The sequence below is a fragment of the Lacinutrix sp. MEBiC02404 genome, assembly GCF_053601575.1.
Genome location: NZ_JBSHNV010000220.1, coordinates 775,642 through 797,916, shown reverse-complemented (window position 1 = coordinate 797,916; position 22,275 = coordinate 775,642). Strand labels below are relative to the sequence as shown.

General features: G+C 31.7%; 15 protein-coding genes. All 15 read right to left on the bottom strand.

Going from position 1 to position 22,275, the window contains the following annotated elements; all coding sequences use genetic code 11:
• Nucleotides 1-321: 321 nt before the first annotated feature.
• The 15 genes from ACVCXO_RS17940 to ACVCXO_RS17870 all read right to left on the bottom strand — a co-directional run bounded on the left by ACVCXO_RS17940 (nt 322) and on the right by ACVCXO_RS17870 (nt 22,047).
• Nucleotides 322-2,409, bottom strand: a complete 2,088-nt coding sequence (locus ACVCXO_RS17940) for a gliding motility protein RemB (RefSeq protein ID WP_452230966.1) — start codon at nt 2,407-2,409, stop codon at nt 322-324.
• 118 nt (nt 2,410-2,527) lie between these two features.
• Complete coding sequence (locus tag ACVCXO_RS17935) at nt 2,528-3,322, bottom strand: energy transducer TonB (protein WP_452230965.1); 795 nt, start codon at nt 3,320-3,322, stop codon at nt 2,528-2,530.
• Between the two features lie 116 nt (nt 3,323-3,438).
• Nucleotides 3,439-4,167, bottom strand: a complete 729-nt coding sequence (locus ACVCXO_RS17930; RefSeq protein ID WP_452230964.1) for an energy transducer TonB — start codon at nt 4,165-4,167, stop codon at nt 3,439-3,441.
• Nucleotides 4,168-4,228: 61 nt separating this feature from the next.
• On the bottom strand, nt 4,229-4,603 hold the full coding sequence (locus ACVCXO_RS17925; RefSeq protein ID WP_452230963.1) for a VanZ family protein: 375 nt from the start codon (nt 4,601-4,603) through the stop codon (nt 4,229-4,231).
• Entirely contained in the window at nt 4,596-4,976 is a 381-nt protein-coding gene (gene gcvH, locus ACVCXO_RS17920) for a glycine cleavage system protein GcvH (protein WP_452230962.1), read from the bottom strand. Before gcvH ends, ACVCXO_RS17925 begins: the two co-directional genes overlap by 8 nt.
• 60 nt (nt 4,977-5,036) lie before the next feature.
• Entirely contained in the window at nt 5,037-12,245 is a 7,209-nt protein-coding gene (gene sov / locus ACVCXO_RS17915; RefSeq protein ID WP_452230961.1) for a T9SS outer membrane translocon Sov/SprA, read from the bottom strand.
• Between the two features lie 6 nt (nt 12,246-12,251).
• Nucleotides 12,252-12,833 carry a Holliday junction branch migration protein RuvA gene (gene ruvA / locus ACVCXO_RS17910; RefSeq protein ID WP_452230960.1) on the bottom strand — a complete coding sequence of 194 codons (582 nt, stop codon included), beginning with the start codon at nt 12,831-12,833 and terminating at the stop codon, nt 12,252-12,254.
• Between the two features lie 101 nt (nt 12,834-12,934).
• Nucleotides 12,935-15,241 (bottom strand): NADP-dependent malic enzyme, encoded by a 2,307-nt coding sequence (locus tag ACVCXO_RS17905; protein ID WP_452230959.1) that lies wholly within the window; start codon nt 15,239-15,241, stop codon nt 12,935-12,937.
• A 197-nt stretch (nt 15,242-15,438) separates the two neighbouring features.
• A complete protein-coding gene (locus tag ACVCXO_RS17900; RefSeq protein WP_452230958.1) occupies nt 15,439-16,344 on the bottom strand; it encodes a hypothetical protein in 906 nt (301 codons plus the stop codon).
• 177 nt (nt 16,345-16,521) lie between these two features.
• Nucleotides 16,522-17,682, bottom strand: a complete 1,161-nt coding sequence (locus tag ACVCXO_RS17895; RefSeq protein WP_452230957.1) for a hypothetical protein — start codon at nt 17,680-17,682, stop codon at nt 16,522-16,524.
• 1 nt (nt 17,683) lies between these two features.
• Nucleotides 17,684-18,136, bottom strand: coding sequence for a hypothetical protein (locus tag ACVCXO_RS17890; protein ID WP_452230956.1), 453 nt, complete (start codon nt 18,134-18,136; stop codon nt 17,684-17,686).
• A gap of 16 nt (nt 18,137-18,152) precedes the next feature.
• Nucleotides 18,153-18,653: a hypothetical protein gene (locus tag ACVCXO_RS17885; RefSeq protein ID WP_452230955.1), complete on the bottom strand. Its 501-nt coding sequence runs from the start codon at nt 18,651-18,653 to the stop codon at nt 18,153-18,155.
• 96 nt (nt 18,654-18,749) lie between these two features.
• Entirely contained in the window at nt 18,750-19,724 is a 975-nt protein-coding gene (locus tag ACVCXO_RS17880; RefSeq protein ID WP_452230954.1) for a hypothetical protein, read from the bottom strand.
• A gap of 138 nt (nt 19,725-19,862) precedes the next feature.
• Nucleotides 19,863-20,330: a hypothetical protein gene (locus ACVCXO_RS17875; RefSeq protein ID WP_452230953.1), complete on the bottom strand. Its 468-nt coding sequence runs from the start codon at nt 20,328-20,330 to the stop codon at nt 19,863-19,865.
• Between the two features lie 1,006 nt (nt 20,331-21,336).
• Nucleotides 21,337-22,047: a hypothetical protein gene (locus ACVCXO_RS17870; RefSeq protein WP_452230952.1), complete on the bottom strand. Its 711-nt coding sequence runs from the start codon at nt 22,045-22,047 to the stop codon at nt 21,337-21,339.
• Nucleotides 22,048-22,275: the final 228 nt, after the last annotated feature.

Sequence of the window (22,275 nt, the reverse complement as noted above, 5' to 3'; positions counted from 1 at the left end):
TAAATATATTAAACAATAGGTTTGCCAAACAAAAACGAGATGCTTTTGTTTACTTACTATTAATTATATTTTCTTAGGGAAAGTTTGAAATAAATTTCAGCTTTTAAATACGTCTATTTATTAAGCCTAAAAATTTATTACTCAAATATGAAAAAAAAAAAAAAACAATTTAACAAAGGCTTTTTTCAAGAATGTGTGCAGTTCATCGAAAAACAGCAAAAGGCGTTACGGTAAAACCGTAAATTAAAAGGGTTTACGTGAAGGTTGTTGTAATAGAATGAAATACATAACTATGAGATTCCTGCCTTCGCAGGAACTAGACTACAAATCAAAATACCAGTTAAATAAGTCGGTTCTAATTCCGAAATTAAACCATACTGTATTATTCTTAAATGTAGTGGTTGTTTGCGCTTCCGGATTAAAATCTCTAATACTTACATCTGCAAATATTTTTAGATTGGTCGCAGGATTTATTAAGTAACCCGCTTGCAGGTTGGTATAAAACGTTTTGGTCTTGTTTCCTTGTGCTACAGTAATCCCTGTATTTCCTGGTCTGTCGGTATAGCTTTCGTAAATATTACTACCATAACTAATACCATTATCAAAATCTAAACCACGAGAACCTAAAACCATTTTTGCATTTGCAAACCAGCGTTTGTAATTGTAACGACCAATAAGTACTAATTCACTAAAATTTGCTCCCCAAAGATGCGCCATAGATTGGTTGTTATGTCCATAGTTTAAAAAGGTAGTATTGTGAGAATAGGTATATGGTCGCACTCTATTGTATTCTGCTTGTAATAAAAGATTATCTACTTTAAAAGCGTTGTAATATTTTAGTCCTAGTTGGTAACCAAATTTGTTTTTCCAACTTTTTTCGCCTCCAGTAATATCACTTAACGAAAACTCATCTAACACAAATTGACTGTATGCATTGATGTTATCGTTAATTTTATATTTTCCTGATAAACCCATAATAGCATTTCCTGCATCTTGCCCAGTTTCAAACTCGATAGCACGATAAAAAATAATAGGATTCAAGTAATTTACATCAAAACCTCTGTTTTGGGATTTTGCCCAAACAATAGATTCAAAAAAACCAATATTTAAACGTTTTGTGGCATTCCAACTTAAAAAATGCGTTGCCATATATTTACTTAAATAAGCACCATCTTCATCTGTTCCTGCTGGTGTAACATCCTTTAGCCACATCCAAGTATTGGTATATTTAATTTTCCAGAATTTCGTGTTAATCTTTAAAAATGGTGAAGGACTAGCAACATCACTTAAAAACAAGGAACGATATCCGTCCCCAATAAAGTTTTTACCATGACCAAATTGCACGTTTAAAAAATCGGTTGGTGCATAAGATAAATATGCTTCAGCAACTGGGTAATCATAAGCATCCTTTTTAAAACGTTTTGCAATTCCTCTTCCTGGAATTATAGCAACTTCATCCGATGCTTTTATAGATTCTGCATATTGATTGTAGTATTGTGCAAAGCGTCCTTGACTTTCATACACCGAAGCATAAAAACTAAACTTATCTCCTAATCCTCCTTGAATATAAAGTCCTCTTGTATTATTATATGTCGAGCTAAAATCTGCTTCTGTGTCTTTACCGACTTCAAAATCAAAAATAGGATCTATAGTAAACCAATAGTTTTCTGCTTGGTAGCGCACTAAATGTTCGTTCCATAGTTTTCTAGACAACAGCGTTTCTTTTCCTTTTTGTAATTTTTCTTTTTCTCCTTGAAAATCGTAATATTTAGATACCTCTTCATACACAAAAGGCTTAGAAGCGGTATGGCTATTTGTACCAACTAGATTGATATTTCTATCAAATTTAGCATATGCACTATGTGTAAAGGGTATATTTAACTGGCTAGTAAATTCTTTGTTTGTGTATGGAACCAGTTTTTTATTCACACTATCATATTCCGTTTTAATAGCTTCTTCAATAGATAGTTTTGTTACTTCTTTTGTAACCGCTTTAGCTGGAACCGTTTGATTTATAATAGGTATTTGAATAGGAAGGGAATACTGCTTATATGTAGGTTTACCATTATAAGTTCCTGGTTTAATTTTAGGCAACGCATCAAAAACACGAGTAGCTTCGTCCTTTAAGTCGTCATACATAGCATCTACATAAATAACACGAAAAGCACCTTCTTTATCTACTTCAAAAAGCACCACAACTTCTCCGCTATACTTTTCTTCGGAAACGATTTCTGGTGTTTTAAAACTATTGTAAATATGGTTTAACACATTCGTATCAAAACAATTCTGAAGGGCATCTATTTCTACAGATTCACAATTTGGAAAAACCGGAGGCTTTTCGAAAAAAGAATCTTCTTGTGAAAAGGTGAAATATGGAATAAGAAGAAGTAAAAAGATAAATTTCTTCATAGTTATTTTTGCTGTTTTTTATAATGTGGTAAGATACTATTTTTTTATAATCCTGTAAATTAAAAAAAGTCGTTAATAATAACTTATTAACGACTTTACTTCAAAAAGAATATTACTCTTAATTCTGAACGCTAAACTTAATAGGAATTCCATAAATAACGGAAACATTTTTATGATGTTGTTTTCCTGGAGTCATTTTTGGTAATTTACCAATCACTTCATTCGCCTCAATTTCAAGTTCCTTGTGCCGAGATCTTGCTTGCACATCTGTAACGTTTCCGTTTTGATCAATTTTAAACATTACATGAATCTGCTGTACGCCATTTAAACCTAACTCGGCAGCAATATCTGTATCAAATTTTTTCTGAATGTGCTTTGCTATTTTTTCAGACATACATGCTTTTCGTTCTGCATTAGTGGAAGCACTTTCGCAACCTGGAAAAATAGGAACTTCTTCTACAAAATCCACAGGAATTATTACAGGTTCTTCAGGGAGCTTTACATTAGGAACATCGACTATTGCAACTATTGGTTTATCTACCTTTGGAGGAGCTACAATAACATCCACAACTTTTGTCTCCGGTGTATCATCTGGAACCGTTTTATACGTGTCAATTAATCTTGCCGGTTTAGATCTTTCAACAGCTTTCTTTACTATTACGGGTTCTTCGATAACAAAATTAATATTAATTAAATCATCGTCTGGATCTACTGTAAAAGCTTCACCTAAGTCTAACGCTTTTGTTTCAAACTTCATTTCTAGAAGTCCGTAGCTAAATAGCAAACATATTATTAAACCTACTTGAAAGTAAATGGTAGCGTTTTTTTGTAAATTTGCATCATGCTTTTGTGATTTTAATACGTTTTCCTCTTTTTGGTCATTGAGGTCGTAATAATTTTTAAGTTTTCTCATAATATTAAAGATTTAAATGTTAATATTATGATAAAATAACAATAAGCATACCAAAAAAGAAATCCCGTTACAAAAAATGTAACGGGATTTTAATATAGGCTTTAAAACGTATTGTTTTAGTCTTGTACTTGGAATGAGATTGGAAATCCGTAAGGTACTGTTACTGCTTTACCACGTTGCATACCTGGTTTCATTTTAGGTAATTGACTTACAACTTTCACTGCTTCTTGTTCTAATTTTGGATGTGGAGCTCTTGCACGTACACCAACTACATTTCCGTTTTTATCTACTTTAAACTGAATGCTTATTCTGTGTTTACCAGCATTTAGTCCTAAATCTTGTGCTAAGTCTGTATTAAATTTCTTGTTTACAAATTTGCTAATCTTTTCAGACATACATTTTTTTCTTGCATTGTTATTTGATTCTCCTTCACATCCTGGAAATACAGGAACGTTTTCAATAACCGCAAAAGGAACTTCGATATCTTCTTCTACTTCTTCAATTTCTTGAACTTCTTCCACCTCAACAATTTCTTCTTCTTGACTGGTTTCTGTAGATTCTATCACTGTTTCTTCCACTTCAGCTTCATCTTCTACTATTTCAATAACTTCTGGAGCTGCTGGTGGTGGCGGTGGTGGTGGTGGTGTTTGAATTTGTTCTGTAATTGGCACTTCTTCCTCTAACTCTTCATCCAAGTTTAATTGTCCGATATCTATAACAGACTTGTCGTATGTTTTATAATTAATCGCAAAATTTGTTAAAAATAACATTAACGCTAAACCTATTAAAAAGTATAGGCTACTATTTCTACCAACGTTTGCTTTAGGATTTTTCTTAAGTTCCATGATTATATGTTTTTACTTGTTGCTAAAATAACCATTTATTTGGCAAATAAGCAAGGGTTTATTATTTTTTAACTTCTGTTCTCTTAAATAGCAATAAAACGATAACGGTTATACCTACACCCAATGTGTTAGCTAAAATATCATTATTATCTGCAACTCTTGTTTTGGTAAGCATACCTTGTAATGCTTCAATAATTATACCAAAGATTACGGAAACAATTGCAGAAACCAATAATGCTTTATTAAAAGGCCATTTAAATTTATTATAAAATGCTTGAAACCAAAACCAGGATAAACCACTGTATGCAATAAAATGAAATATCTTATCTGAGTTGGAATAATTAATATCTGGCAAACCAGAAATATGAATAAGACTTGCTATTGCCAATACTATAGTATAGCACAAGGTAATCCCAAAGGCATATTTTCTAAGCACCTATTAATGCTTTATAGTCTTCCGCAGACATTAAATTTTCGACTTCTGATAGATCAGAACATTTCATTTTTATCATCCAACCGTCACCGTAAGGATCTGAATTTACTTTTTCTGGTTCGTCTTCTAAAGATTCGTTAAATTCTGTGATTTCTCCAGATAATGGTAAAAATAAATCAGAAACTGTTTTTACAGCTTCTACTGTACCAAAAATTTCTTCAGCTTCTAATGTTTCGTCTACAGTTTCTACTTCCACATAAACAATATCACCTAATTCACTTTGTGCGAAATCTGTAATTCCTATGGTTGCTACATCACCTTCTAATTGGATCCACTCGTGATCTTTTGTATATTTTAATTCTGCTGGAATGTTCATTTTTTATTTTAGTTATTAGTTATTCGCAAATGTATTTAATTGTCCTTTAATTTTAAACTTTTAATTACCAAAATTATATCTTAATGTTAAACCAGATCTAATTGTTGTTTGTGGGAATGCTGTAGATATTGCATATTCTGAAAAAGTATAATCAAAATAGAAAATTCCAGTTAGGTTTTTACTAAAGGCATAATCTGCAGTAAACTTCCCACTCCATAAGGATTGTCCGGATGTTATTTGATTATTTTCTAAATCTAAATATCGGATTATCGTTTTATTATCTCTAAACGAAACATCTGCCTTTAGATTGATATCACTAATAATCGTTTTGTTTGGTCCTGCAAGTTTAGATTTCATTCGTACGTCTTTAATTCTATATCCTAGACCTACAATGTATTCTTTACCTTGAATTTCTGTCATCAAGTTATTGTCGAAACTCAAGGATAGCATTCTATCTTTTTTCATTTCTAAAAGTACTTTTATGGCACTTTTAGATTCAAAATCTATACGAAATAGCGGACTAAACATTTCTGTTAAGTTAATATTGCTGTATAGCTTCTCATTTTTAAAATCTCCAGATTGATCTAATGCATCTGCAGATTGACTTGCATAATCCTCGGTTGGATCTGGAGCGGTATAATCTAAGTTTGTTCTAAACTGATTAATAGTATATGCAGAACGATAACCATGCGATAAAGAGAAACGTTTGAAGCGTTTTTTAAACCAATTCAGTTTCATAAAACCGGTATACTTTAAATCCCAGTTAGGAATTGGTATATCTCTTAAAGCAGTAGTCTTCGTTTTACTTGCATCTTGTCCTTGGTAAGCAGATAAAAAGGATGGTAATAATACCGCTTGACTAGATTTCCCAAATCCTTCAGGATAGCCATCTGCATCTCTATTAAAGCCTGCATTACCATAGAATTTTTCGGCCAATCTATTTGCAACCACCAATCTATTCGTTCTAAAATCTTCAAAAGTTTTAGATTCATTTTCATCACTTTTATTAAATGCTGTTTTAATTAAAGCTGTCGAAATAGTAAAGTTTCCGTAGGTATTTGGAGTTAATTGGATATACTCTAAATCACTGTTTACGTTATAATTTTCGGTTAGATTTTCAGAATAAATTCTATTTCCAACAATATCAATTTTAAGATCGTTGAAAGGCTCCATATTAATTGCATAGTCAAATTGCTTTGCATGTGTTTCTGTATACTGCTGATTAAATTCTGGATATTGTGTTAGCCACCCATTTCTTGCAGCTAATTCTCTAATATCATTTTGACTACCAAAGGTATAACCAACTGTAGGTTTAAATGTTCCTGCAAATCCTGGTGTTTGCGTATAACCAGGAAGATAAGTACCATTAGATTCGTTATAATTTAATTGTATACGTTTTACACTTGTTAGTACACCTATTCCGAAATTTGCAAGCTTACTGGTCTTCTTAACTTTTTTAGGTTTTTTAGCTTTTTCTCCTGCTCCCGGAGGCGTTGCACTACTAGCTCTGCTTACTTTACCATTACTTCTTGCTCTCTTTTTTGATATTCCAAGATATTTATACAGCTTATTCATATCTAAAGAAGCATTCACATTGTGCTGGTTTGCATTAGATATCGAGTTTCCTAAATCATAGGTTCCAGATAATCCACCACCACCGGTATCTACATATTCTATATCTCCGTATAAATCGGATCCTTTTTGCCATTGAAACTCACCGCTATAGGTATACGTAGCATCAATAAAGCTAAAGGTTGGTATTTTATTTATAGGTAATTTGTAGTTTAAGCCAAGTTTTTGATATTGTCTATTAGGATCACCAAAATCGAAGAAACCATCCCAAACCGTTAATTCTGGATCTTGCCTTCCGTTTAACTCATCATCGATATAATAATTTCTTACAATTTTATTACTAGATGAAGTATAGTCGAAACTTAATGATTTTGTTACATTAAAGTTTACCGTATATTGAAAATCGAAGGTATAATTTCTTCTAAACAATTCCTCTAAACCAATATTGTCTCCAGTTAAATCTACATCTCTAAATTTTTGTTTATTAAACTGTCTGTTAAAGTCTGAATTAACGGTAAAACTTGAAGGTAAAGGGTTAAAATTGAAGTCTTTTAATATTTTCCAATATTTCCCCGTAAATAAGGAGTCGTTCTTTTTAAATGGCTCAATGGAAAATGGCGCAAAATTATACGCATAGTTTGCTCCTGTTCTTACTTGTTGATCTAGCGAGCGTTCTATTTCAAAATCACGATACTCTATTTTGTTGTATGCATAACTAAATGTTAAGTTCTCTACATCATAGAATTGTGGTTTTTTATCTGTAGTTCTATTTTTTCTTACTCCAATAAAACTAATATTTTTTCTTTTCGTGTAGGTTTGCGACTGTTCTTTAATGGTTTCTTTTTCGGCACTAGTTTCTGCCGCATCTATTCTTGTTTGCAGTTCAATATCTTCGTAAAGCTGATCGTATTTGGGTGTAATACTTTCTTCTCCTTGACCATAATTAAAAGGAATTTGAATTCCCCATTTTTTAGGTAGTAACTGACCTGCATTTATATTAGTAACCACATCATATTGTTGTACGTCTTCTAAACTACGCTCTTGAGGTCCTTGTTCTATAGAACCAAAACCAGAGGTACTATATCTACCTGTTGCACTAACATTTGCAAAATCGGCAATATTTCCATCCGCACTTATAACGGTTGCCCAACCACCTTCATTATCCATTTCTGCAAGACGAAGTTCATTAAACCAAATCTCACCACATTTTGAAGTTCTATCATCGGCATTTTTAACCCCAACCATTAAGCTTCTAATATCTCCAAAATTAGGATTACCAAATATAGCGACACGTTGTTGCCCAACGGTGTATGGTGAAAATTCTGCAACAGAATTCTCGCTTAAATCGCCATCAATAATATCATAAAATGTTGCATTTGTAGCACTAAAATTATCGGCAATTGCTTTTGCTTTTATTTGTTGTAAAATAGCTAACTCTATATCTAATCCATTGGCGTCAGGCCAAAGATCGGATCTGGATGTTCCCGTAGATACCATTAAAGGTACTTCTATTTGGTAATAGTTTTGGGAAAGGTCATTACCCATTCTTATAAAACCAACTAAATCTCCATCCTCTAATAAAGACATATCTTCTCCTACTTCTGCGTGCATAAACATCTTTAAGTGTTTATACTGCCTCATATCTACGTTTATATTTTTATAAACTGCTCTTGCATCATGGGATTCTAAATCGCAAACATTCACCACTAATGACTGTTCGTTTTGTCTTATAACCGTATTGTTATTATATAATTCTTCTGGATCTACTCCTGGAGGCGATTCATAATCTCCATCATTTTCTAAAGTACTAATTACACCAATACTAAAGTCTGTATTTACATCTAATACTGGATCACCTAGATCTTCATCTAAAGTCTGTGAGTATCTTCTCCATTCACTACGTACTAAATCTAAAGAACCAAATCTAAAGACTGTAGCTTCTGAGAAATCTTTAACATACATACGAGCAAAACGTATAGAGCGTAAATCGGCAATACCACCAACATCATTTGTAAAGTCAGATACTGGAACTCTAAACTGATACCAAATTGGAACTACAGATTGACCATTAGGTAATTGTCTAGTTTCCGCGTCTTTGATATCTACAATGTATGGATTGTTAAGATTTAAATCGGAAGGCCTAATATCTAATTCATATTCATAATAACTATCAATGGTATTCATTGTGTTATCTCTATTAATATCTTCAACGTCTGGTTGCGTAGTACTACCTCTATTGGTGTCACTAAATTCATCTGGCGAGTTACCTTCTACATTATTGTACTTTTTATAACGATCAAAAACATCTCCATCTGTATTTAAAAAATAAGAATAATTATCATTCGAAGGATCTTCCAAATTTTGATAGTCTAAAGATGGAGAAAGTGATTTTTCTTCTCTATCATCATAACCATCATATCCTACATCTTGATTGGTACGCTCACCTCCAGTAGAATCAAAAGCATAAATTAAGGATTGATTTAAAGGCACTACACTTCCCCAATCTGTTTGGGTAAAAACACTAACATCGCCATCTTTTGGCAAACCGTTTTCATATAATTTTCTACCATCTTTAACAATATCTTCTGAAATATTACCAAGGTTAAAAACTAATTTACCTCCTGGATTTGCTGCATTTTCTTGAAATGGATCTTGTAACCAAAACTCTATATATTCTACATTTGCTTGTTCAAAATCTGTAGAGGTAAGTGATCGTGAAATCCCCGCCCAAGAGTCTTGAGGTGCTGTTAAAGTTCCGTTAGGAATATCAATATCATTCGTTTGAAAATTATAAGGTCCACGTTCTTCTGGATAGTATGCTAAATCTAACGTATTTAAGACTGTTGTTTGTCCTTGTGCGATGTCTTGTTGCGGAAAAAGTTCATTAATAAAAACTCTGGAAGTATATAAGCCTGACATATCATCATCACTAATACCATCTGGACGTCTACTACTATAAAAAATCGGATCCACGTGATACCAGTTTAACATTGCTCTACCATAACCATTGGTAATATTTTGCACATCAAAAACATCAGTATCATCTACTCGAATAGGTCTACTCGATAAGTGCCAAGAACTAGCCGATTTTAAATCTATAGCACTTTGCGACCCTTCAAAATCATCTATATACGATGTTGCTTCTCCATCAAAATCTGTTCCACTAGGCGAACCTGGACGCAAAGCAGCAACTTCTCCTCTTATAGAGAAATTAGAAGGAACATCGGTATCTATATTAGGAAGTTTATTTACTAATCTTGTTAAAAAAGGAACTTCTGTAGAATAGTTTACATTAAAACCATAAATCTGATTATTTATTGGTTCACTATTATAATTTGCTTTTTGGGTTATTGGTCTTTCTTTTAAGCCAATGTATGTTGCACCAATAACAAAGTTTTCGTTAAACTTATGTTCCACATTTAAACCAAAAAAACGTTTAGATGTTTGTCCGAAAATAGAATTATTTTCTGTAGAAACCTGAATAGGTGTGTTGGAAGCTTTTAACGCTTCGTCCAAAATTTGCACCGTTCCTATTTGATAGTTTACCGTATAATCAATACCTTCTACTAAAACACGACCACCAGCGGTAACCACTACAGATCCTCTTGGCACATTAAATGCACCTATAGAAATACCACCACTACCGGAAGATGTATATCGCCCTGTTATTTGGAATTTATTTTTCTCAACCTCTTCAAGAGCTGCTGTTTTTGTTTCTTTATATAAAACATCATACACATATTTTGCTTGATTGCCGTTGTATGAAGTCGTCATTTCATAATCCTCACCTCCTAATGCTAAAACATCAAAAAGGTATTCTCCAAAAGGTTCTACTTTTGTGAACACAATTTTTCCGTTTTGCGGAATTACAGTGGTTCCAGAAACAAAATCGAAGAAACCATCTCCTCCAACTTGCGGATCATTATTATAGTTTAATTTATCTAAATGAAATAAACGAATTAATGGAGTCTCGGTTATTTCAGAATCATCTGATGTAATGGTTGTATTGGCATCAAAAGTTGGAAATGCTGTTCCAGAAACTGGTGTAATAAAGTTTACTGGAGAACCTTCGTTGTAAAAAATATTTAATTTAAAATCTTCTTGACTTAATTGATACGCTCCTGTATCATAAATATTTTTCATCATTAAGTCCCAAATTGGTTGGGAAGTAGATGTAATCGGACTTTTTAATAATTTTAAAACTAAGTTGTTATTTGTAACAGCGGTAACATTTCCGTCTGTATCTGTAGTAACTCCTGTTGCGTCTACACCATCATTTGCAAATTCACCAACTTGATATACTTGCCCTGCAACTGTAAATTGAAACGCAACAGCCAAAACTTCATCACTATTTAAACGTTGGTTTAAAGAAATATAACCCAATTGCGTGTTTAGCGTATACTCTTGATTTTCGGTTAATTTTCGTGCATTCTCTAATTTTGCATAATCTGCTCCTTCCGTAACTCCTGCAACATTAATACCCGATTGTACAGTGGCAATATCTCTAATTAAATTATTAAGTTGTGATCCTGCGCCACCAATATTGGTTGGATCGAATGCATTATTCTCATTATCTGGATACGCATTTGGACCTCCGCTAACTGCAACTGCAGAACCTACTCTAGCCGTTTCCCCTAAATCTTGTAATCCTACAATATTTCTTACATTTTCTGTATTATTACTTCGATTCGTGATCCAAGCTTCTATTCTAGTAATTTGAACTTGCGTGTTTATAAATGGGTAATTATTTAAAGCAGCATCATAATTATTTCTAAAATAATGTGCTAAAAAGAAGTGTCTATTTTCATCATAGTCTCTAGCATAAAAATCGAACTCCTCTAGTGTTCCTCCACCTTGAGCTACTACGGTTTTGGTATCTGATTTTTGTTCGGAATACACTGCAGTAATGGTTGTTCTACCAAATTGCAATTGTGTTTTTACACCAAATAAACTTTGCGCTCCTGTAATTAAAGAACTATTAAGAGGCATGCTTACATTACCAACTTCTATCTTTTGAATGATATCATCTTCCGTTGGTGTGTACTCTAACTTTACTAAATTTTGAAAATCGAAAGTAGATTCTGTATCGTAATTAGCGGTTACTTGCAAACGCGTTCCTACTTTTCCTAATAAACTTAAGCTAATACGTTGATCAAAATCAAAGGTAAAATTACTTCTGTTTCTAGGAGAAAACGAAGGATTATCTTGTTTGGTGAACAATACTCCTAAGTCCATTTCTACAGAACCTTGCGGTACTACTTCAATAGTATTACTTCCAAAAATGGTTTCAAAAAGCCCCGAGTTTACATAAAATTCTGGTAGTAGATTTTTTTGTTCTTCTTCACTTCCTTCCTTTTTCCCATCGAAAGCATCTATTTTTTGCTTGTAGTAACTTCTTGAGTTTTCTTTGGCTACTAGTTCTTGAAACTCTCTTGGTGTTAAGATTACCGGATAGTTAATATTAAAAGTACCTACCGTTTCTGTATAAAAATATCTATCTGTTGTGGGATCATAGGTGTATTGCGAAACAATACTGGTAGGATTTGGCATTTGTAAATTACCAAGACTGTAACCTGTGCTTGTGGAGTCCTGCGGTGTTGGCTCTTGCGACCAAGCTACAAAAGACAATAAAACGGCAACTGTAGTAAAGAGTTGCTTTTGAATTGCTTTTACTGATTTAGAGTTAGTTGTATTCAAATCTTATTATAAGTTTTTTAAAGCTTGCTTAATAATAACTTCTACGTTTGCGTCTGGTTGAACAGCAATCACTTTATCTACCACGCGTTCTGCCTGCTTTTTATTAAAACCAAGAACTTCTAAAGCTGATAACGCTTCATCTTTACTTGTATTGTTTTGAGATACTGAAACTTCATCAATATCATAAATCTTTAGGACTTTGTCTTTTAAGTCGAGTATAACACGTTGTGCAGTTTTTGCTCCAATACCTTTAATAGATTGAATTAAAGCAACATCACCAACGGCAATTCCTTCTCTAACTTGTTTTGGTGTTAATGAAGAAAGCATGGTACGAGCAATGCTTGCACCAATACCACTTACAGAAATTAAAAGCTTAAACATTTCTCTTTCTGCCAAAGAAGAAAACCCAAATAAAGTATGTGAATCTTCTTTAACCTGAAGATGTGTATACAGTTTCAAGTTTTCTTGATCTGGAATTTGAGAATAGGTGTGTAAAGAAATATTAAGCATATAACCAACGCCATTGCAGTCTATTACTACATCTGTTGGATTTTTCTCTACTAACTTTCCTTGTATATGTGTTATCATGTAAAAATTCGCATTAAACTCTCAAATGTAATAAAATTATTATGCAATACCATTGTGATATGTTAAATCACAATAAAACGTTAATTTAATCGGTAAAATACTTACTTTTTGCCTGTCTTTTTACTTTGTTTTAATTCCCATTTCTCTTTTTCTTGTGCATCGATAACAGCAATTGCCGTCATGTTTACAATTTCGTCTACACTTGCTCCTAGTTGCAGAATATGAACTGGTTTACGCATTCCCATCATAATTGGCCCAATAGAATCTGCTTTATTAAGTACTTTTAATAGTTTGTACGTAATATTTGCGGCGTCTAGATTAGGAAAAATTAGTGTATTTACTTTCTTTCCTGCTAATTTTGAAAACGGAAACACTTCTTTTATCTTTTCGCTATTTAAAGCAAAATCTGTTTGTAATTCACCATCAATAACCATATCTGGATATGCTTTATGAAGAATAGCAACTGCATCTCTTACTTTGGATGCTTTTTCATTTGTTGAAGAACCAAAGTTAGAGTAACTAGTCATTGCCATAACAGGATCCATACCAAACATTCTTACAGTTCTAGCGGTCATTTGCGCAATAATAGCTAAATCTTTTGCTGTTGGATCAATATTAATTGCGGTATCACTTAAAAACAAAGGACCTCTTTTGGTCATCATTAAATTGGTAGTTGCTACACGAGTTGTTCCATGCGCCATACCAATAAGTTCTAACATTGGTTTTACTACCGAAGGGTAACTTCTAGAATAACCAGAAATAAGTGCATCTGCATCGCCTTCATTAACCATCATTGCTGCAAAATAATTACGTTCACGCATTATTTTTTGTGCAGAATACAATGTAATTCCTCTACGTTTACGTTGTTGCCAATAGGCATCCGCATATCTGTTTTTACGTTCTAATTCTTCATCCGATTTAGGATCGATAATTGGCACATCTGCATCAAACTCTATTTCTTCTTTTAGTCTTTCAATTTCATCTCTTCTTCCCAAAAGAATTGGATGTGCAATGCCTTCTTCATATACAATTTGCGCAGCCTTTAAAACATCTAACTGATCTGCTTCTGCAAATACTACACGTTTTGGGTTTGTTCTTGCCCTGTTAAGTAGAAGTCTAACTGTTTTATTATCACTACCAAGACGTTCTAATAATTCTTCTTCGTATTTCGCCCAATCTTCTATTGGTTCTTTAGCTACACCACTTTCCATAGCTGCTTTTGCTACTGCTGGGGGAACGGTTGCTATTAAACGAGGATCAAATGGTTTTGGGATGATATATTCTTTACTGAATGTTAACCTAGTTTCACCATATGCAATATTTACTTGCTCTGGAACCGGTTCTTTTGCTAATTCTGCTAAAGCTTTAACTGCTGCCATTTTCATAGCTTCGTTAATTTTTGTTGCACGAACATCTAAAGCGCCTCTAAAAATAAATGGAAACCCTAGTACATTATTAACTTGGTTAGGATGATCACTTCTACCCGTTGCCATAATAATATCATCTCTAGTATCGATTGCTAGTTGATATGCTATTTCTGGATCTGGATTCGCCATTGCAAAAACTATTGGGTTTTTAGCCATGACTTTTAACATTGCTGGAGTCACTACATCTGCCCTTGACAAACCAATGAAAACATCTGCATTGTTCATTGCTTCATCTAATGTATCTATTTTTCTATGTGTTGCAAATTCTGCTTTTTCAGTAGAAAGATTCCCTCTATCATCACGAATAACACCTTTGCTATCTACCATTACAATATTTTCACGTTTAGCACCAAAGGCTTGATATAGCCTGGTACATGATATTGCTGCTGGCCCCGCTCCACTAACTACAATTTGAACTTGGTCTATTTTTTTTTCGGAAAGCTCTAAAGCATTTAATAATGCTGCCGCAGAAATGATTGCGGTACCATGTTGGTCATCATGCATTACAGGAATATCCAATTCTTCTTTTAATCGTCTTTCAATTTCAAAAGCTTCAGGAGCTTTGATGTCTTCTAGGTTAATTCCACCAAAAGTTGGTGCTATATTTTTAACGGTAGCTATAAATTCTTCAATATTTTCGGTATCTACTTCAATATCAAAAACATCTATTCCTGCAAAAATTTTAAACAGAAGTCCTTTTCCTTCCATTACTGGTTTAGAAGCTAATGGGCCAATATTACCTAGACCTAAAACGGCTGTTCCGTTTGAAATTACGGCAACTAGATTCCCTTTCGCGGTATATTTATAAGCGTTGTTTTTGTCTTTTTCTATCTCTAAACAAGGTTCTGCTACTCCTGGAGAATACGCTAAAGACAAGTCTCTTTGAGTCGCATATTTTTTTGTTGGTACTACTTCTATCTTTCCTGGAGTTGGCTTTGCATGATATACTAAAGCTTCTCTACGTTTACTTTGTTTGCTCATAATGACTATGGTTTTATGGAACTAGCAAATATAAACTATTACAAGAACAGAGCATAGAAAAAAGTACACGGAAATAGCATAATAATGGATGTCATTAATTCCTTTTTTTGGGATTAAATAAAACCTATGAAAAACAAAAAGCCTTAGTAATCAAAAGAGAATTACTAAGGCTTTTATAATACTATTCGTTACCAATACTAATCGTTTAACACTTTTGCTCCTTCTGGTTTAGAAAAGAAGTTCTCTTCTACGGTAGGAGAGAAACTAAGATCACTAACGGTTATTTTCGTAATGTATTGGCCTAATCCATCTTTATCTGTAGTAGACCAATAGGTTTTAAAACCAGTTGCAAAAACAATTCCGTCTACAGTAGTCGTTCCTTGTGTAACCGTAATTTTTTCTGGTGCGTGCCCTCCATTTGGAAAGTACTTTGGATAGGAAACAATATATTTAAAGGCATCTACCAAATTCGTTTTTGTATTGATATACAGGATATAATAATCATCTGGAGCAGAACCGACACCAGCATCATAAGTCGCTTTTATTACTTTTTGCATGCTTCCTTGAAATTCTTGTTCTGGCAATAATTCTAAATTCACGCCTTCTCCATCCAATACAAATGGATGCCCTGAAAAATACAATGGTGTTAAAGCCCAGAACTTAGTATCATAAGCAAACGATGCACTATCTTTTGCTTTTACCCAAGACTCTTGACCATCCCAACCAAAAATAGATGTTGAATCTGCAATACTATTATGTCTTGCCTTATTACTCCAAGTATCTATCGTTTGATAAGAATCTCTAATACCTTTACCATCTACTGGTTCATAATTAAAACGGAATGAAAAGTAGCCATTGCCATACCATTTATCTAATCCACCGTGTGCTTTCATGGCATTCCATAGCACTTTACCCGCTTCGGTTGTATTCAATCGTTTATTTGCTTTTTCCACTCTTTCTTGTATCCAAGAATCCGGAATATTATATTGTGTTTCAGACTTTTTCGTTTCTACACTAGTAACTACTTCTTTTTTCGTAGTTTCTTTACATGCGACAAGATTTAGTACTAAAAACAAACCTAAAAGGTTCTGTGCTATTTTCATTTTTTATTTTCTTTTTTTAATTAATCGGTAGTAGTCGAGATAATTCTTCAGACATTTCAAAATTACTTAATTTTATTTTGAAGTCGTATGTTAATCTTATCTATAAATTAATACTTCTATCGTTAAACACCTAATATTTGATCCAATAGCTTTTCCGAAGTGAAGAAAATAAAGAAACTAATCGTATTCATTAATGCCGTAAAGGATTTGTTTCATTTTACTTCCATTAATTTCCACAGGTTTATAAGCGGTATTAAATTTATCAATACTAACTTTTATATTTTCTTTTAAGGTTTTATATTCTGCAGGTATTTTTGAAGCACATTGCTTTTCATTTTGATAACTGTTTAGCATGATTCCAAACTTTTCATAGAATTTTGCGCCTTGATTTATATGCGAATTATATTGTGTTATAAATTGCAGTAATCTATCTATTGGAAACTCCAAGTTTATCTGCATTTTATGCGCCTTGTAACGTTGTGCATCATCAATTATCACTTTGTTTAATTCCTCTAAAAACCCATTAAGGTTTTCTCTAACAGCATCCCAATCGTCTGCATTTCTACATTCCTTTAAAGGTGTTTTATATTGAATAGGTTTTGTGAAATCTACGAACAACTGTTCTAACTCTATAATAATATTATCATTACTCTTTTGTAAAAAAGCAGTTTCAAAATAGATGGTATTTAAATCATTATGCATTCGCAAAGTAAAATCTAAAATACACTCCACATCTTTTAAATCTGCTTCTTTTTCCATTTGGCTAGAACTGGAATTAGTAAATAAGGACACTATGGAATGCACCACGGAAGTATATATATTATCTCCCAAAATGCTAGATAAGTTAAACCCTGTTTTTTTGTCTTGCTTACTACTAATTACGTCTTTCATCTTAGCAAACTCTGGATAATGGTTTGGGTTACTCAGATTATTTATTTCATTAAAAGTAGCCACGGTTGCAAAATGATGATCTAAACTCAAGGTTTTTTCATACAGTATTTTAATAATCTGTAACCCTTTTAAATAACGGATTTTACTAATATCGCTAGCTTCCGATAAGGAATTTCGTTTTAAACGTTCTTGTAATTGGTCTTTTTGTATTAGAAGTGTAATTTGCTGGTTTGCTCTTTTGGCATGCAGCAGATTTTTGTTTAGTAGTATTAGCTTTTCTTGTATCGCATAATTTTTCAAACGATACTGAGTTGTTATCGTTTGTATTTCTTGTTGTAATTCGGTTAAAACAGTATCTATATCATTTTCTGCATTCACACCTGCAAATCCAGAAAATGTTATAAACAACAGTACTAAAAGAACTAGATATTTTATAAATTGTACCATACTATTCTAGTTTTAAAATGATAGTAAACGTATCTTTTGTAATATATACAGGATAATTGCCCTTTGTTATTTTGGTTAGATGCTTTGCTGTTTTCAAACCAGTTTTGGTTTCTGCTTCTAGCGTTAAATCTTCTTCCATTATAAAGGTTAATGCATTTACCTTAGAGGTTGTAGTTAGGTATTGACCAACAATTTTATATTCTTCCTCTTTTGTAATTTTGGTTCTATCTATAATTAAAGTTATACTGTTCTCTTTATTATAGATTATTTGTGTGTTTCCTTGCGCTTTACTCTGACTCGTATTAAAAGTACAAATACCACCTCTTCTTATACAATCTGGATTTTTACCAAAGGTTAATTCTCCATTAATTGAGGTTTTTTCTGTTGTGTTTTTCTGTTGAGAAAAGAGCATAAGAGGTAGGCACAGCATTGCTATGAGTGTGTGTTTTTTCATTTTTAATTTACTATTATTAAAAACCAAAAATGTTACGAGCACATTGTACTTGACATCTAAAGCAGAAAAAACAACAACCACAGGGATGATTATTTTTATATTTACTTGCTACTGTATTAGCAGTTACTCCGAAAAGCTCACGATCTAAGTTTGCGTTTTTATTTAGTTTTTTGGCAATATTTGTATATGTTATTGCATCTGCTATAACCTCACCAGAATCATTTAGAATAATACTACTTGTCGCTTTTGTTTTTAAATAATAATACACTTTTTCAATCAATTGCTCTCCTTCTTTTGAGATTGGAGCAATTTCCGTGACACCGTATAACTTCTGTTTAAAAACCATATATGTATCCCCTTCTTTATAATATGGTTTTGCACTTTCTACCATACCGTTTAATACTTCTGCTAATTCTTTCTGCATGCCTTTAATATCATCTATAGATTTAGTTTGTGCAGACATGTTCATGGTACACATTACCATAATAATAGTATATATATATTGTATAGTTTTCATGATTTAAAATTTTATATTTCCCTACTCATTTTGCTTTTCGGGTTCCGCATTTTGTTTGAGTATTATTATTTCTAATAATATCATACTTTATAATTTTCACTTTGAATATTCAATATCTAAGGTGGACCAATTAATAGTACTATTTAAAAGATCATTGAAAGTACAAATATTTTCAACTGTAATAAGTTCCTTATTTACTGAAACAATGCTTTTATCTAATTCATAGATTTTGGAATTATTATCTGTTTGGTAAAAAATTAGTTTATCCTCTCGAATAATTGATCTGTTACTATATTTCGGTGATATATTATTTGCTATTTTTTTATAATATACTTTCCCTTCAGCGTAGTCAAAAATCCAATTATAATTTTTCATTAATTGTACTCCAATTAAATTCCTTTTTATATAATTATTTGACTTAACTATAAAATCGTTTTCCATTGATTTAGTTCTAGAACTAAAAATAGTATCTAGTTTACCTCTATTGATAAAGTAAGAGAAATAAGTCTCTCTTTTAATCTTATTAAAATCCTCTTTTGTTAATAAAAGTGAATATGGGCTTCCTGTATCTAGCTTAACATTAAAATCTTGACCTTTAACACTTAAAGAAACAATAAAATAATAGCCATCAAAGTCTACAACCTTAAGTTTTTTATAGTCTTTATTGTTTTTTATAAATGACACAGGTAATTTCTGAATAGTATTATTTTTAAAATCTAAACCTATAACTTCATTATAGAATAGCTCACACCCAATTAAGCCCAAATTATCATTACAAATAGTATTATTTGGTAAAACTCGAAATACTGCATTATTAACTTCAAAAAAATTATTTTTAATTAATTCAATAACCATTGATTTATTCTCAATTCGTTTTCCATTTGAATTAACTAATTCACCAATTTTTATCGAATCTTTGATATTTAAACTTTTTAATTTTTCTTTATAGATAATATTTGGGGCTCCAATATCTAAAAAGAAATTAACACTATCTTTTAAAGAAATCCTATTATTTAATATTTCAAAAGCAATTAATTGATTGCTTAATTTAATTTCCTGATTATTAACCAACTTATTAAGTTTGATAAAACTACAGCTACAAAACAAGCATATAATTCCAATAACATAAAGATTCCTCATTTTTATATAATTTAAGTTAATACTAAATAAGAGGTTGATTAATCCCTCTAATCAACCTCTTAAAAAAGCTTATACCCAAGTATCATCTAACCAATCAATAAATTTTCTTAACCAGTTAAACCATTTTGGTTTTTTTATCCTAGAAGCCTCTCTCCCATTCTTAATTTCATATTTTTTTAAAGCAGAAGCTGTTTTTGAAAAGCTATTTCCATCTATATAATCATAAACTTGATCTGGACTTAATTTCTTTGTGTGAAACACATAGATTTCTTCCATATAAGGTTTAAAAATATTTACTAACTCCTTATCGTCTACACAAGATGTTGTTGATTTAACAAACTCATCCTTAGTCATGCCATTTTTATAGAATTCTTTTGTTTCTAAATACGTAATAACTGCATGAAACTTTCCAACTAATTTTACAGAAGTTGGAACTTTATCATTTACCTTAAAACTTTCTTGTGCTTTAGAACTAAATGAAACCAACATCACCAAAGCTAAAGTGATAACGGACACTACATTTTTAAAATTTTTCATATTTATATATTTTAAATAAGATTACCTACTCTATACGTTTTTCGGTATGCACGGCTTTTTAAAGTGTGTAAGCTTTACACTCTTCAAAACAAACTGGCTTTTATCTTATTTAAATTTTTTGTATCTTTATACAAGATAAACACTGTTTATTTTGGTTTTAGCGAACCTATGAGAGCCTTTACCTAGTAGAGGCTTTCTCTTTTTTAGTTATTTCCTTTCTGTTTTGTATTCCACTTTTATGATTAACAATAACTAAATATAGAAAATTTTCTACATAAAACAAAATATTTATGCCTAAAGCACTAATTATTAGTTAATAAAACAAATCTTAATATTTAAAAAACATGGTTGTTTCCCGTTCCATCCTATCGTTTAGAAGACTTTTCTCAAGTTTAATGAACACTTCAAGAAAAAAAATTTTGGAATGAAGTGTTAATAATAATTGAATACTAACAATTACCCGTATTAAAAGTACAAATATCACATCTTCTTGTACCATATGATTTTTCACCAAAGGTAATTTCCTCCAATTGTTGTACTTCCTATTATCTTTTTCACTTCAGAAAAGACAAAGCTTGTGTTCAACACTAATAAGATAAAACAAACGTAGATTTATCTTATTTACGATAAACAATATTTAGCTTGGTTTCAGAAAACTTTTAAGAAACTAAAACTGAATAAAATATATCGTGTAGGTATGGAAAGTTGCATGTTTATATGCGAAGATTTCCCGAAGGAAAATCATTTCGAAATTTAATTATTCAGTTTTTTTCTGTCAATATATTTCATTAACAATCCGAATAATAATCCAGAAATTAGAGAAAGTATTATTCTTTTCCCTATTCGGTCCATTGTGAAATCTCCAGCTAAAAAATCAATAAAAATGTGTGAAAGTAGTATGAAAATCGCGAAAAATATGCCTTTGTAATACCAATTTAATTTTGTCATCATCATTTTTTATAAGTTTATTTAATATTTTGCTCACTATGAATGGAACTCCATTTATTCAATTATAACCTTTAGATAATAATTGTTTTTCAATTCCTGGGAAGTGATTCGCACCATAAATAATTGCTAGCTTTTTGAGAGTGCTTTTTTCAACTTCATTTACAACATGGTTATTTCGATAATGAAGAATTACTTCTTCTATAAATGTTTTATTTTTCTGTTGGTTTTCACAAATAGATTCTTCAAAAATAGAAGTTTCAAAATCACATGGTTCTAACATAATAGGACTGAAATTTTCCTCATAATGATTAATCATATCTTCTAAATAAACATCTACATTTTTAGAATTCATAGAATCTAATCCCAATAATTCATAGGAAGGCTGGTTAATTAGTTCTTTTTTAAGTTTCAATCTTATGGTTGAATCTATCATCCCTTCATATCCATTTTTCAAATAAGGCAATGTTGTTGCTTTCCTAAATTTTCTAAACAACAAGGTATCTGCTAAGTCCACTTTTACTTTTTCGTAATAAAAATAATATCCTTCTTTTTTTAAAGAGTCTATTTTATTCTTGACATCGGTATAAAACAAATCCGTACCTAAATGAGCAATAGGAAAGAAAACTATTTGTTTCTCCTTCTTTGTCATTCGTTGCAATTTAATCGCATCATTAAACACTCCAATTCTCTCTAAATGGGAGTTGAGCAATACACTTTTACAATTAAGGAAGACAACACTAATTAACAATAAGACTATAGTATTCTTCATATTTAAGAATTTTAAACACTTTAATATTTATGGGATTTTAATATTAAGGACAGATAAAATCATGTAAAATTGCTGAATCTTCCTTTGGACAATTACCAAAATTAACATTCCACAAGAATTCCAATTATTGCTATCTACCTATTATTATAGTTTTACCAACTTTGAAATATGAATAATTACTATCGTCATATCTTCAAATGAAGTAAGAACAACCCCTCTTCTATACTT

What these genes read in the sequence shown, in the direction of transcription:
- ACVCXO_RS17940 (WP_452230966.1), bottom strand. Translation starts at nt 2,409, where the DNA reads ATGAAGAAATTTATCTTTTTACTTCTTCTTATTCCATATTTCACCTTT.
- ACVCXO_RS17935 (WP_452230965.1), bottom strand. Translation starts at nt 3,322, where the DNA reads ATGAGAAAACTTAAAAATTATTACGACCTCAATGACCAAAAAGAGGAA.
- ACVCXO_RS17930 (WP_452230964.1), bottom strand. Translation starts at nt 4,167, where the DNA reads ATGGAACTTAAGAAAAATCCTAAAGCAAACGTTGGTAGAAATAGTAGC.
- gcvH (WP_452230962.1), bottom strand. Translation starts at nt 4,976, where the DNA reads ATGAACATTCCAGCAGAATTAAAATATACAAAAGATCACGAGTGGATC.
- ruvA (WP_452230960.1), bottom strand. Translation starts at nt 12,833, where the DNA reads ATGATAACACATATACAAGGAAAGTTAGTAGAGAAAAATCCAACAGAT.
- ACVCXO_RS17905 (WP_452230959.1), bottom strand. Translation starts at nt 15,241, where the DNA reads ATGAGCAAACAAAGTAAACGTAGAGAAGCTTTAGTATATCATGCAAAG.
- ACVCXO_RS17900 (WP_452230958.1), bottom strand. Translation starts at nt 16,344, where the DNA reads ATGAAAATAGCACAGAACCTTTTAGGTTTGTTTTTAGTACTAAATCTT.
- ACVCXO_RS17895 (WP_452230957.1), bottom strand. Translation starts at nt 17,682, where the DNA reads ATGGTACAATTTATAAAATATCTAGTTCTTTTAGTACTGTTGTTTATA.
- ACVCXO_RS17890 (WP_452230956.1), bottom strand. Translation starts at nt 18,136, where the DNA reads ATGAAAAAACACACACTCATAGCAATGCTGTGCCTACCTCTTATGCTC.
- ACVCXO_RS17885 (WP_452230955.1), bottom strand. Translation starts at nt 18,653, where the DNA reads ATGAAAACTATACAATATATATATACTATTATTATGGTAATGTGTACC.
- ACVCXO_RS17875 (WP_452230953.1), bottom strand. Translation starts at nt 20,330, where the DNA reads ATGAAAAATTTTAAAAATGTAGTGTCCGTTATCACTTTAGCTTTGGTG.
- ACVCXO_RS17870 (WP_452230952.1), bottom strand. Translation starts at nt 22,047, where the DNA reads ATGAAGAATACTATAGTCTTATTGTTAATTAGTGTTGTCTTCCTTAAT.